At 69.1% G+C, this 12,999-nt stretch carries 10 protein-coding genes; 6 read left to right on the top strand and 4 right to left on the bottom strand.

Going from position 1 to position 12,999, the window contains the following annotated elements:
• Positions 1-58: 58 nt before the first annotated feature.
• Together E0H45_RS04425 and E0H45_RS04420 are read left to right on the top strand one after the other, a co-directional pair.
• Positions 59-1,315 (top strand): class I SAM-dependent methyltransferase, encoded by a 1,257-nt coding sequence (locus tag E0H45_RS04425; protein ID WP_238154794.1) that lies wholly within the window; start codon positions 59-61, stop codon positions 1,313-1,315.
• Positions 1,312-2,415 (top strand): hypothetical protein, encoded by a 1,104-nt coding sequence (locus E0H45_RS04420; protein WP_131334974.1) that lies wholly within the window; start codon positions 1,312-1,314, stop codon positions 2,413-2,415. Before E0H45_RS04425 ends, E0H45_RS04420 begins: the two co-directional genes overlap by 4 nt.
• Before the next feature lie 845 nt (positions 2,416-3,260).
• On the opposite strand, the gene serC is transcribed toward E0H45_RS04420, so the two are convergent.
• Complete coding sequence (gene serC / locus E0H45_RS04415; RefSeq protein WP_131337643.1) at positions 3,261-4,385, bottom strand: phosphoserine transaminase; 1,125 nt, start codon at positions 4,383-4,385, stop codon at positions 3,261-3,263.
• A gap of 157 nt (positions 4,386-4,542) precedes the next feature.
• A complete protein-coding gene (locus E0H45_RS04410; protein WP_131334973.1) occupies positions 4,543-5,394 on the bottom strand; it encodes a phytanoyl-CoA dioxygenase family protein in 852 nt (283 codons plus the stop codon).
• 127 nt (positions 5,395-5,521) lie between these two features.
• On the opposite strand from E0H45_RS04410, the gene E0H45_RS04405 reads away from it, so the two are divergent.
• Entirely contained in the window at positions 5,522-6,337 is an 816-nt protein-coding gene (locus E0H45_RS04405; protein WP_131334972.1) for a helix-turn-helix domain-containing protein, read from the top strand.
• Here the strand turns inward: E0H45_RS04405 and E0H45_RS04400 are convergent.
• Complete coding sequence (locus E0H45_RS04400) at positions 6,334-7,446, bottom strand: citrate synthase 2 (RefSeq protein ID WP_131334971.1); 1,113 nt, start codon at positions 7,444-7,446, stop codon at positions 6,334-6,336. The genes E0H45_RS04405 and E0H45_RS04400 overlap by 4 nt on opposite strands.
• A gap of 158 nt (positions 7,447-7,604) precedes the next feature.
• On the opposite strand from E0H45_RS04400, the gene E0H45_RS04395 reads away from it, so the two are divergent.
• The 3 genes from E0H45_RS04395 to pdxH are packed head-to-tail and all read left to right on the top strand — an operon-like array spanning position 7,605 to position 10,803.
• Complete coding sequence (locus E0H45_RS04395; RefSeq protein ID WP_131334970.1) at positions 7,605-8,228, top strand: hypothetical protein; 624 nt, start codon at positions 7,605-7,607, stop codon at positions 8,226-8,228.
• 31 nt (positions 8,229-8,259) lie between these two features.
• Positions 8,260-10,149 carry a hypothetical protein gene (locus E0H45_RS04390; RefSeq protein WP_131334969.1) on the top strand — a complete coding sequence of 630 codons (1,890 nt, stop codon included), beginning with the start codon at positions 8,260-8,262 and terminating at the stop codon, positions 10,147-10,149.
• A gap of 9 nt (positions 10,150-10,158) precedes the next feature.
• The gene (gene pdxH / locus E0H45_RS04385; RefSeq protein WP_238154793.1) at positions 10,159-10,803 is read left to right on the top strand and encodes a pyridoxamine 5'-phosphate oxidase; all 645 of its coding nucleotides are present in this window, start codon (positions 10,159-10,161) and stop codon (positions 10,801-10,803) included.
• Here pdxH and E0H45_RS04380 read toward each other — a convergent pair.
• Positions 10,749-12,926, bottom strand: a complete 2,178-nt coding sequence (locus E0H45_RS04380) for an MMPL family transporter (RefSeq protein ID WP_131334968.1) — start codon at positions 12,924-12,926, stop codon at positions 10,749-10,751. The genes pdxH and E0H45_RS04380 overlap by 55 nt on opposite strands.
• Positions 12,927-12,999: the final 73 nt, after the last annotated feature.

Here is a 12,999-nt window from a genome sequence, read left to right as displayed (position 1 = left end):
ACGGTGGGTGGACGAGACCCTTTTGTGATCGACCCGATCGGTCGGGGACAATGGCGCGGTGCAGCCAGAGGTGCGGTCGGACGAGTCGGCGCTGCCGGAGGAGTCCGGTGCGCGGGCAGTGATCCGTGCTGCCCTGCTAGAGCAGAGTGGTTTGGTGCGTGGCCTGGCCTCGGGCCGGCGCCGTGGCCTGGAGCCGCCCTCGTACCTCCGGGCGGAGCTGCGGTACGTCGATCTGAAGGGTCAGCGGCACCTGCAGATCACCGAGTTCGACGAGCGCCAGGCGCACACGCGGAACGTGGCGGGTGCGGATCTGGAGAAGGCGGTCGACGAGCTCCTCGACCTGCCGTACGGGTCGTGGCACGTCGAGACGACGAGCGAGACGCTGCGACTGCGCTATACGAAGAAGGGCAAGGAGCTGCTGCACCGGCAGGAGGACCTGCGGGAGCAGGAGACCGGCCACGACCGGGTGAAGCGCCGGGTGCTCGATCCCGCGGCGCCGTTCCTGATCGAGCTCGGGATCAGCGACCACCAGGGCCGGGTGAAGCCGTCCCGGCAGGCGAAGTACAAGCAGATCGAGGAGTTCTGCAAGCTGCTCGCGCCGGCGCTCGACGACGCGGTGTCGGCCGGGCGGATCGCGACCGGTCCGCCGCTGCAGGTGGTCGACCTCGGCTGCGGGAACGCGTACCTCACGCTGGCGGCGTACCACCTGCTCACTGCGGCCGGTCACGACGTCCGGATGACCGGTATCGACCACAACCCGGCGGCGCGGAAGCGGAACACGCGGGTGGTCGAGGCGCTCGGCTGGCAGGAGCACCTACGGTTCCTGGACGCGACCATCGAGGGCGCCGAGCTGGACGTCCGGCCCGACGTTGTCCTGGCGCTGCATGCCTGCGACACCGCGACCGACGACGCCCTGGCGCGAGCCGTCCGCTGGGAGGCTTCACTGGTGCTCGCGGCCCCATGTTGTCATCACGACATCCAAAAGCAGCTCAAGAGCGTCACACCACCGGCGCCTTATGCGCTGATGACGAGATATGGCATCGTTCGTGAGCGGTTCGCCGACGTCCTGACGGACTCCCTGCGGGCGGCGGTGCTCCGACAGGTCGGTTACCGGGTGGAGGTCGTGCAGTTCGTGGACAGTCAGCACACGCCGCGCAATCTGTTGCTCCGCGCTGCGCGGACCGGTGCCAAGCCGACCGCGGACCTGCGGGCCGAGTACCGGTCGATGGTCACCGAATGGCAGGTGACGCCGCGGCTGGCCCAGCTGCTCCTCCCGCCGCCCGAGCAAACTCCGGTCACCGAGGTGGTTTCGTGAGACAGGTCCGGACCGCGCTCGCTCTGCTGGGGGCGACGCTCTGCACGCTCGCGGGTGCGGCGCTGCCTGTGTCGCCGGCCGCGGCGAGCACGGACGCGGGGCCGACGGCGCCGGCGCCGAAGAAGCTCTTCACGATCCAGGACGACCGGATCGAGGAGTCGTCCGGGCTGGCGAAGAGCGTCAAGCACCAGGGGATCTACTGGACCGTGAACGACTCCGGCGACACCGGGCGGGTGTTCGCCGTGGACGCCACCGGCGAGGTGAAGGCCGTCCTGCGGTTCGGCGCGAAGGTCACCGACGTCGAGGCGCTCGGGGTGGACCGGGACGGCACGATCTACATCGCGGACATCGGCGACAACAAGGAGAACCGGGACCAGATCGAGATCTACACGATCCCGGAGCCGGCAACGCTCGAGGACGAGTCGAACGTCAAGTACCACCGGTACGACTTCAAGTACCCGGACGGTGCGCACGACGCCGAGACCCTGCTGATCGAGCCGGGGACCAGCCAGCTCTACATCGTGACGAAGGCGCTCAAGGGCACCGGCGCGATCTACGAGGCGCCGCCCGCACCCTCCCGCGAGGGCACGAACGACCTGACCAAGCTCGCCGCGGCGCCATCCGGGGTGATCACCGACGGTACGTTCCTGCCGGACGGCCAACGGGTCGTGCTGCGCACGTACGCCGACGTGGCGACCGTGGCCTGGGGCGAGACCCCCAACGCGATCGCCCGCGGCGCCGCACCGCTGGGTCAGGGCGAGACCGTCGCCGTCGGTCCCACCGACAACACCGTCCTGGTCGGCAGCGAGGGCGCGAACTCGGCCGTCTATCAGGTCCAGGTGCCGGCCAAGGCAGCCGCCTCCACGCCTCCCACAGGCAGCGCCACCCCCAAGACGGCGACCACGCCCGACAGCAACAGCTCCGACTCCGGCAAGAGCCACAACCTCCGCTGGATCATCATCGGCGCCGCCCTCTTCGCCCTCATCATCACCGTCATCACCTTCCCGCCCGGCCGCCGCGAACGCCAGGACCGCCAAGCCGAAAACGCCCGCCTGACAGGCCAATCCCAACCCACCCCCCACCGCCGCCAACACTCCTGACCCCAGCGGACCAGTCGCTCCAGCTCGGCCTCCGGCCCGGCCCGCATGTGCCGCGACTGCATCTGCCGCGGCGATCCGGCCCGCGTGTGTAGCGACTGCGTCTGCCGCGGCGATCCGGCCCGCGTGTGTCGCGACCGCAGTTGCCGCGGCGATCCGGTCCTGCTGGCGTTGGGCGGATCGCCACCACTCACCAACTGGCCGGCGTCGGTACGCCTGACGCTCAGCGGGCGGCGCGAACCGGCCGACAGACGCGGTTCGTGAGTGGTGAAGATCCGCTGGTCGCGAGAGTGGTGAAGATCCGCGGCTCTTGTGACTGATGTGTGGGTGGCCGACGGACTCCAGGGCGGCGTCGGGTCTGGTGCGATCTGCAGCTCGACAGGATGTGTCAGGTGGCCGGGTAGTGCACCTGAGCGTGAACGCGTGCCTGCGTACAGCGTCTCGCCGGTGCACTACCTGTCGAGCTCACACATCACCCAGCCGCCAGGAGCCGCGCCGCCACCAACCCGATCATCCAGCCGGCCACCGGTGCGGCAGCCTCATGCCAGCCCGCCTGCAGGTCACCACTAGCGGGCTATGTCACTAGTAGCGGGCTATGTCACCGCTGGCCTCCTGCTTCCCGCCATCGCACACATAACCCGCCAGCCAGCGACACACCACCCACAGTTCCGGCAAGAGAGCCGGATATCCCCTGGTGTTGTGGGTTCTCCCCTCGCATACCAACGGAGAAGGCACAACGCCGAGGGATATCCCCTCATGTGCGGGGCTCGGTGTGTGCGAGCGAAGTGTGTGGTGGGGAAAGGGACAGCCGCCGGCCCGGGTGGGGTCGGCGGCTGTGGGGGTACGGGTTACTTGAGGTTTTCGACTACGTAGTCGATGGACTGGGTGAGTTTCTCGACGTCTTCGGGGTCTACCGCGGGGAACATGGCTACGCGGAGCTGGTTGCGGCCGAGTTTGCGGTAGGGCTCGGTGTCGACGATGCCGTTGGCGCGCAGGGTCTTGGCGACCGCGGTGGCGTCGATCGAGTCGTCGAGGTCGATGGTGCCGACGACGAGCGAGCGGGCGTCGGGGTCGGTGACGTACGGCGTGGCGTAGTCGGACTTCTCGGCCCACGTGTACAGGCGGTTGCTCGAGTCCGTCGTACGGGCGACGCTCCACTCCAGGCCGCCCTGGTTGTTGATCCAGTCGGTCTGCTCCGCCATCAGGAAGAGCGTGGCGAGCGACGGCGTGTTGTACGTCTGGTTCTTGCTGGAGTTGTCGACCGCGGTCGCCAGGTCCAGGAACGCCGGGATCCACCGACCGGACGCGGCGATCTCCTCGACCCGCGCGAGCGCGGCCGGGCTCATCAGGGCGATCCACAGGCCGCCGTCGGAGGCGAAGCCCTTCTGCGGCGCGAAGTAGTAGACGTCGGCCTCGTTGAGGTCGACGGGCAGGCCGGCCGCGCCGGAGGTGGCGTCGATCGCGACCAGCGCGCCCTCGTCGGCGCCCTCGACCCGCTTGACCGGCGCCATCACGCCGGTGGAGGTCTCGTTGTGCGGCCACGCGTACAGGTCGACGCCGGCCTCGGCTACCGCGACCGAGCGGCTGCCGGGGTCGGCCTTCACGATCGACGGCTCGCCGAGGTGCGGTGCGAGCTGCGAAGCCTTCGCGAACTTCGAGGAGAACTCACCGAAGCTCAGGTGCTGGCTCTTCTCCCGGATCAGCCCGAACGTCGCGACGTCCCAGAACGCGGTCGAGCCGCCGTTGCCGAGCACCACCTGGTACCCGTCCGGCAGCTGGAAGAGCTCGGCGACGCCTTCCTGAACCCGCTTCACCAGGTTCTTCACCGGCGCCTGCCGGTGGGAGGTGCCGAGCAGCTTCGCGCCCTCGGTCGCCAGCGCGGCGACGGCTTCCGGGCGAACCTTCGACGGCCCGGCGCCGAAGCGTCCGTCCGCGGGCTTGAGCTCCTCAGGAATCTGAATTTCGCTGGTCACCAGCGTGTCCCCTTCGTCGTCTGCAACAAGAAGGCCGACGACGCTGTCAGCGCGATCCATCTTCGCACATCCCACCCGACCCCCCACCCGGGGTCCACTTTGTGCACCGGCTCCGTACGCCGAGCGTCCCGCCGTATGGATCCGGTGCACAAAGACGTTACTCGTGCTTGCGGGTGGTGCGCTCGGTGCCGGTGAGGAGGGCTACCGGGCCGTCGGGGGTGTCGGTCCACTCGCCGCAGGCGCCGCCGCCTTCGGCTACCTCGAGGGTGAGTTCGGTCCCGTCCATCCGCAGCGCCGGGTGGTAGTACTGCGCGACCCGCTCCGCCTCGCCCTCGATGTAGTGGCCGATGAGCGCCCGCCGGAAGCGGTCGGTCGTGATGTTCGGGTTGCTGCCGTGGACCAACGCGCCGTGGAAGAACAGGACGTCACCCGGCTCCATCTCCACGGGTACGGCGGCGCCCGCCGACGGGAGCGGGACCGTGACATCGGTGAAGCTGACCGTGGTGTCGGCCTTCTCCGTGCACAGGATCGGCCAGCGGTGCGACCCGGGGACGACCTCGAGGCAGCCGTTCGCCTCGTCGACCCGGTCGAGCGCCATCCACGCCGCGACGCACGTCCCCGGATCGGCCTTCAGGTAGAAGTTGTCCTGGTGCAGCGCCTGCCCACGGGAGCCCGGCGGCTTGAAGTAGAGCATCGTCTGCACCGCGTACGGCGACCTGCCGAGCAGCGCCGTCATCACCTGATCGATGCGCGGGTCGATCATCCACTGCAGCGACGCGTCGTCCCAGCGGTGCATCTGCGCCAACCGCGGGTACCGCCTGAGCGGGTCCCGGTCGGTCGACGTGTGCCCCGCGAACGCGTGCGCCTGCGGCCCGCTGCGCCGTACGTCCATGTAGTGGTCCCGCAGCCGCTCGGCCTCGTCCGTGGAGAACAGTCCCCGCACCAACGTGTACCCGGTGCGTTCGAACTCTTCCTGATGTACGTCGACAACATTGGATGAAACGCTCATGCACGGCTCCCGCGAATCTGCCTTAGTCTTCCGGTGAACCCCATTTTCCTGCGGTAGCACTGCACCGGACCACGGACGATTCACGCGAGGACTTGAACTTTTGTTGCACCGACTCCGGCTCGAGCGGATGACCGCCCCGACCTTCTGGCGCTGCGAACCCAGCTGGTCCTGGACCTCGCCCGTGCTGCAGGACCATCTGCTCTGGTGCGTCGTCGACGGTCGCGGCGCCCTCGAACTCGACGGGAGACGCCAGGAACTGCGCCCCGGCGTGTGCGCGGTCTTCCAGCCCGGCGACGCCCCGCGAGCCACCCACGACCCGCACCGCCGGCTCCTGGTCTTCGGCATGCACTTCGAGACCACCACGACTGCAGCGCCGGATCCGCGCTGGGGTGAGGTACTCGACCGCGAGCTGCTCGGCGTCCTCGCGCGGACCAGCGACGCGTCGTACCGCCGCGGTGACGCCCTCGGCCGGCATCAGGCCGAACTGTGCCTCGAGCAACTGGTCGCGCTGATCTGGGACGCCGTCCACCATCCGGGCCGCAGCGTCACCGACACCGCCGTCGACGGCATCGCGAGGCAGCTCCGGCAGGACCCGGGCCGGGACTGGACCGTCGCGGAGATGGCACGCGGCGCGTCGCTCAGCAGGGCCCAGTTCACCCGCCGCTTCGTCGCCCAGTTCGGGATGTCACCCGCGCAGTACCTGATCCAGGCGCGGATCGACCGCGCGCACCAGCTGCTCACCGAGAGCGGTATGACCGTCACCGAAACGGCCGCCGCCCTCGGCTACACGGATGTCCCGTACTTCAGCCGCCAGTACAAACAACGAACCGGCCGAAACCCCAGCCAGGATCGTGAGGGCCTGGCTTCCAACTCCACGCCTACTGCGCGGCACTCGGCACGGCAACTCGCTCGCTACGGCGTGGAGTTGGAACCCAGGCCCTAAGCCCAGTTGGGGTTCCAGCCCTCGACCGCGTCGGCCGGGCGTGATGCCGGGCCGGAGTAGATCGCCGACGGGCGGATCAGGCGGCCGGTGCGTTTCTGTTCCAGGACGTGGGCGCTCCAGCCGGCGGTCCGTGCGCAGGTGAACATCGACGTGAACATCGGCGGCGGGACCTCCGCGAAGTCCAGGACGATCGCCGCCCAGAACTCCACGTTCGTCTCCAGTACGCGGTCCGGACGCCGCTCCCGCAGCTCCGCCAGTGCGGCCTGCTCGAGCGCCTCGGCGACCTCGTACCGCGGTGCGGCCAGTTCACGCGCCGTACGACGAAGTACCCGGGCGCGCGGGTCCTCGGCCCGGTACACGCGGTGCCCGAAGCCCATCAGCCGCTCGCCGGCGTCCAGCAGACCCTTCACGTACGAGCGCGCGTCACCGCTGCGCTCGACGCCCTCGATCATCGTCAGCACCCGCGCCGGCGCGCCGCCGTGCAGCGGCCCGGACATCGCACCGACCGCACCGGACAGCGCCGCGGCGACATCCGCCCCGGTCGATGCGATCACCCGTGCGGTGAACGTCGACGCGTTCATGCCGTGCTCGGCCGCGGACGTCCAGTACGCGTCGACCGCCCGTACGTGCTTCGGGTCCGGCTCGCCGCGCCAGCGGATCATGAACCGCTCGGTGATCGTGGTCGCCTTGTCCACCTCGCGTTGCGGCACCATCGGCTGCCCGATCCCGCGCGCCGCCTGCGCGACGTACGACAGCGCCATCACGGCCGCCCGGGACAGGTCCTCACGCGCCTGCACGTCGTCGATGTCGTACAGCGGCCGCAGACCCCAGGCGGGTGCGAGCATCGCCAGCGCGGACTGTACGTCGACCCGCACGTCGCCGGTGTGCACAGGCAGCGGGAACGGCTCGGCGGGCGGCAGGCCCGGCGTGAACGCGCCGTCGACGAGCAGGCCCCAGACGTTCTCGAACGGCACTCGGCCGACCAGGTCCTCGATGTCCACGCCGCGGTAACGGAGCGCCGAACCTTCCTTGTCCGGCTCGGCGATCTGCGTGTCGAACGCGACCACGCCCTCCAGCCCGTGCTGCACCTCGGTCCTCGGATCAGACATGCGACTCCCTCGTCCTCGTGTCAGGACGCAGGCCCACCAGGAGAGCCCGCGCACCCTGGGCGCTCAGGCAGCATAGTTCTCCACATCGACGCGCGGACAGTTTTGTGACCGGTTCGGAGGTTCCGGGGGTGGACCGTACCGAGGTCTAGTCTCGGTTCATGACAAAGCCCCTCCCCGCCCTCGGGCTCGTGATCGGCGTCATCGCCACCTACGTCGCCGTGGGTACCTCGTCCTACGCGACGCCCCGGCTGATGCGGCGCCTGCAAATGTTCCGCGACGACCTCGGCGATTCGCTGCCCTGGCTCGCACTGCTGGTCGTGATTGCGATCGTGCTCGGCCTGCTGATGATGGCGCCGGCCATCGGTGCGGGTGTGACGACCGGGGCCGGTTTGTTGCTCACTGTGGTCGGTCTGGCCGCGATGCTGCTGCCGCTGCGGCAGACGATCGACATGATGAAGCTTTTCGAGTTCCCGGGGTCGCGTGTCGGCTCGTCCCTGCTGCTGTACGACGGGTCCGTCGTCTTGTTGGGCATACCGCTGTTGCTGGTCGGTATCCGGCGCTGGGCGCAGGAGTCCAAGCTGGCCAAGCTTCCGACGCCACCTGGGCTCGCGCAGGACAGCAGTGGCTACCAGTCGACGTACCCGCAGCAGACCCAGCAGTGGGGCGGCTACCCGGGCCAGCAGCCGTACCAGCCGTCGCAGCCACACAGCCAGCCGCACAGCCAGCCGCAGGACCAGCCGCAGCCCGGCCGGCCACCGCAGTACCCGGGCCAGCAGCAATAACTTTCCCAGCGGGGCCTGCATCAGGCTCTGCATGGAAACGCTGATCGCCTACACGTTCGCGCACGACAGCGTCGCGCGGGCCGCCGCCGGTCGCGCCCGTGTGGAGGCGTACTACGGCGATCTCTGGAAGCACGAGGCCAAGCACCAGGGGTACGACGGCCTCACGGTCGGACTGCACATGTGGGATCGCCACGACGGCACGTGTCTCTGGCCGTCCTGGCACGACATCGGCGACGTCCGCGTGGCCAGCGTGCACGCCCCACTCGGCTACCAACGTGTGATCGGCGACGTCCAGCCGTACGACGCCCCAGCCCAACTGGCCAAGGCGGTACGGCGTACTCCGGCAAGCTTCCTCGAACTGGCGCCACCGTTCACGATGGCGGTCCTGGACCCGAGCGAAGAGCGCCTGGACCTGTTCACCGACTCGATCGGTGTCGGACGGCTGTTCCAGCTGCGGTTGCCGAACGGGTGGGTTTGGAGCAATCGGCCGGCGGCCGCCCTGCTCTTCGCGGGCGTCCCCGCTGTGGCAGCGCCGCGCGGCTGGAGTTTCGCCGCGGCCTGCGGCTGGTTCATGGACGACAGCACGCCGTACGACGGGGTGCTGACTGTGCCCGGGGCGACACATATCGTTGCCGATGGCTACCGTCAGCAGCGGACCGTCAGCCGGATCGAGACGACCAGTGTGTGGTCGACGGACAATGCGGACACAGCAGAAGAGACAGCAGCCGCGCTGCAGGACGTAGCGCGATCGGTGGGCCGCCTGTGGCCGGGGCAGCCGACCGTCGACCTCAGCGGCGGCCGCGACTCACGTGTGGTCGCAGGCGCGTTCCTGGCCGCTGGGGTCGATCTGAAGCTCAACAGCTACGACGCGGTCCCCGGTGAGCTGGAGGTCGCGGAGTCGCTGGTGCAGCTGTTGAAGCAACCAGTCGAACACGTGGTGAGCCGGAAGACCCCAGGTACGCCGGTCCCGGCCAAGCCCATCGCCAAGCCGCAGCCGCTCGAAATGGTCAACCGAGCGCTGCGCTGGCACCGGTACGCCGAGGGCTTGCGCCCAGCCAGCTACCTCTTCCACACGCCTCCCGCAACGCTCGCGGGCGTTGCGCACCTCGCAATCGGTGGTGCCGGCGGCGAGGTGGCGCACGGCCACTTCTACCCACGCGACGTGCTGCAACTCGACGCGCTACCGCTGCCACGCAAGCTGAATGCCTTCAGCAACCACCTCCAGGCGCGTCTGGTCCCGGCCGCAGGCCCCGCGGACGAAGCCCGTGCCGCCGTCGCCGAGCAGGTCGAGCGTGTACTGCGGACCGCCGTCCACGGCGGGATCCAGAACGCGACGATGCTCGACTACTTCTACGTCGTCGAACGCCTTCGCCGCTGGGGTACGACGGGGGAGCGCACCGGCGTCGTCTCGCCCCTCCTGATCCCCACGTTCGTCCGGTCGGCCTTCGCGCTCGACCCCGCGCAACGCGTCGACAACGCACTGCACCGCGAGCTCGTCCGGCGGCTGGTGCCCGCCTGGGCCGACGTACCGTTCTTCAAACCCAGCCCGACGGTCAGCACACGCAGGAGCCCGGCGAAGGTCCGCTGCCTCGCTGACGCCGCCGACCGCGACCTGATCGAGCAGCTCCTCCAGGACGTCGAAGGGTTCGAATCCCTCGACACGCTCTGGGCTGCCTCCGTAGCCGGCGCCAGCTCGGCCACAGGTGAGGCCACGCTCCGTCAGGCGCTGTGGCGAGCCACCTTCGATCAGCACCTCGACGAGGTCAACCGCCACCTACCGAGCGTCCCGGCTCCCAAAGCTCAACAGCAACCAGTCCCTAAGCCACCAACCGCCAAGAGACGCCGCAGTCCGCTCGTCCGAACGATCGGGCGCACCAAGTTGTGGCGGGCCTATCGACGGAGCAGGTTCGGACGTAAGTAGGCTCGAAGCGTGGACCTTGCGGAGATGCGGCGTACGTACGGGCTCGGTGAGTTGCTGGAGAGCCAGGTGGCTCCTGACCCGGTTGTGCAGTTCCAGACCTGGCTGGGGCAGGCCCGGGAAGTCGGCCTTGCCGAGCCCAACGCCATGGTGCTCGCGACCGCCGACCAGGACGGGCGCCCGTCAGCGCGGACCGTCCTGCTGAAGCGTGTGGACGAGCGCGGGTTCGTCTTCTACACCAACCAGCAGTCCCGCAAGGCAGATGACCTGGCTGCGAACCCGCACTGCGCCCTGGTGTTCCCGTGGCACGCGATGGAGCGGCAGGTCCGCATCGAAGGCACCGTCACCAAGCTGCCCGGCGACGAGGTCGACGAGTACTTCGCCGGCCGCCCGCGCGAGTCACAGCTCGGCGCGTGGGCGTCCCAGCAGAGCCAGCCGGTCGAGTCCCGCGAGGAGCTCGACCTGCAGTACGAGTCGTACGAGCGGCAGTGGCCGGAGGGCACCGAGATCTCCACGCCGTACTTCTGGGGCGGCTACCTGGTGGCCCCGGAGGCGTTCGAGTTCTGGCAGGGCCGCATCGGCCGTCTGCACGACCGCCTGGCCTACCGCCGGACCAGCTCCGGCGGCGACTGGGAGCTGTCCCGGCTCCAGCCCTGAGGCTCTTCCCGGAAGCCGTGAGACTTCCACCAGCGCACCAGCGGCGCGGGCGCCCACCAGTTCGCACGTCCCAGTAGCCGCATCGTCGCCGGCACCAGCAACGCCCGCACGATCGTCGCGTCCAGCGCGATCGCGATCACCAGCCCGACCCCGATCATCTTCACGAACACGATGCCCGACGTGGAGAACGCCGCCACCACGATGATCAGCAGCAGCGCCGCACTGGTGATGATCCCGCCGGTCCGCTGCAGCCCGAGCGCGACCGCCTGGACGTTGTCGCCGCTCTTGTCGTACTCCTCCCGGATCCGGCTGAGCAGGAACACCTCGTAGTCCATCGACAGCCCGAACAGGACGGCGAACAGCAGTACCGGGTTGGTCGCGTCGAGGAACCCGGCCGGCGTGAAGTCGAGGAACCCTGACAGATGCCCGTCCTGGAAGATCCACACCATCGCGCCGAACGCCGCGGACAGCGACAGCACGTTCATCAGCAGCGCCTTCGCCGGCAGCACGAACGAGCCGAAGGCAACGAACAGCAGCAGGAACGTCACCACCACGATGAATCCGGCCATGTACGGCGCCCGCTCCTTCAGCACGTCGAGCAGGTCGATCACCGCCGCCATCTCACCACCGACCTGCACGTCGGTCCCGGACGGCGCCGGCACCGCCCGCACCCCGTGCACGACATCCCGCGCCGGCAACTCCTGCCCGGTGAAGCGCGTGTGTACGACAACCGACGCGACGCCGTGCGCATACCCACCGATCCGCACGTTCTCCACGTCCCGAACCTGCTGCAACCCAGCGATGTACGGCGCCAACGCCGCAGACGGATCACTCGGGGCAGCGTCGAACCGCACCGCCGCGTAGATGTCCGACCCGCCGGCCCCCGGGAAGTCGCGCTGCAGCGTCTCGGTCACCGTCCGCGAGGTGGCACCGGGCGGCAACGAGCGGTGGTCGACACCCCCGAGTTGCGCGCTCAGGAACGGAATCCCCAGCACGAGCAGCACCGGGACGAGCACGACGACGTACCGCACCGGGCGCCGCATCACGCTGTGCGCCAGCCGGTACCAGGCGCCGTGATCACTGGAAGCCTTGCGGGGCTTGAAGATCCGCAGGTTGTTGACCCGGTGCCCGAGGACCGCGAGCAGCGCCGGCAACGCGGTCAGGGCCGCGATCATCGCGATCGCCACCGCGGCGGCACCGCCGTACGCCATCGACTTCAGGAACATCACCGGGAACAGGACCAGGCTGCTGATCGCCACCCCGACCGTCACACCGGAGAACGCCACCGTCCGCCCGGCCGTCGCCATCGTCGCCGTCAGCGCCGTCTCGACATCGTTGCCGCGAGCAAGCTCTTCGCGGAACCGGGTGACGATGAACAGCGCGTAGTCGATGGCCAGTCCGAGACCGATCATCGTGACGATGTTGATCGAGAAGATCGACACGTCGGTGACCGCCGACAGGCCGCGCAGCAGCACGAACGCGCCGAGGATGGCGAGCGCACCGACGAACAGCGGCAGCGACGCAGCGACCAGGCCGCCGAACACGACCACCAGCAGCACCAGGACGATCGGCGTCGAGATCGTCTCGGCCTTGACGATGTCGTGCTCGGTCTGGGTGTTCACCTCGTCGAAGACCGCGACCTCGCCGCCGACCTTCGTGTCCAGACCGGCCGGTCCCGAGCGGACCTGCGAGGCGATCTTGTGGAACGTCTCCAACCGGTCCTCCGGCGTCGCGCCGGCCAGCGTGAGCACGGCGTACGTGCTGTGCTGGTCCTTGGACACGAGTACCGGGGACTTGGTGCTCCAGTACGTCGAGACCGCGGTCACGTCGGCGGTCGGCAACTCGGCCAGATCGCTCTCGACGGACTGCCGGAAGGCCGGATCGGCCACGGTCGACGACGGGCTGCGGTAGAGCACGATCACGTCGGTGCCGGTGCGGCCGACGTTCTGCTCGATGGTCTTGACGGCGTTCGCGGCCTCGGTGTCCGGCGCGTCGAAGCCGCCGTTCGCCAGCGAGCCGAACACGCCGGTGCCCCAGACGAGGCCGAGAGCGACGAAGACACCGGTCAGGGCGAGCACCAGACGGCGCCGCCGGTAGGCGAAGTGGCCAAGCGTCTCGAACACGAAACTGTCCCCCAGGGCGTAGATTGAGCGGCAGGAGCTTGAGTGAACAGCGTTAACTGTTAACGGTGTTCAC

It is taken from the genome of Kribbella soli (assembly GCF_004331345.1).
In the GTDB taxonomy this organism is placed as follows: domain Bacteria; phylum Actinomycetota; class Actinomycetes; order Propionibacteriales; family Kribbellaceae; genus Kribbella; species Kribbella soli.
This window is presented reverse-complemented; position numbering and strand designations above follow the sequence as displayed.

Coding starts and splice junctions, on each gene's coding strand:
- E0H45_RS04395 (WP_131334970.1), top strand. CDS start 7,605: ATGACAAAGCCCCTCCCCGCCCTCGGGCTCGTGATCGGCGTCATCGCC.
- E0H45_RS04400 (WP_131334971.1), bottom strand. CDS start 7,446: ATGTCTGATCCGAGGACCGAGGTGCAGCACGGGCTGGAGGGCGTGGTC.
- E0H45_RS04405 (WP_131334972.1), top strand. CDS start 5,522: ATGACCGCCCCGACCTTCTGGCGCTGCGAACCCAGCTGGTCCTGGACC.
- E0H45_RS04390 (WP_131334969.1), top strand. CDS start 8,260: ATGGAAACGCTGATCGCCTACACGTTCGCGCACGACAGCGTCGCGCGG.
- E0H45_RS04410 (WP_131334973.1), bottom strand. CDS start 5,394: ATGAGCGTTTCATCCAATGTTGTCGACGTACATCAGGAAGAGTTCGAA.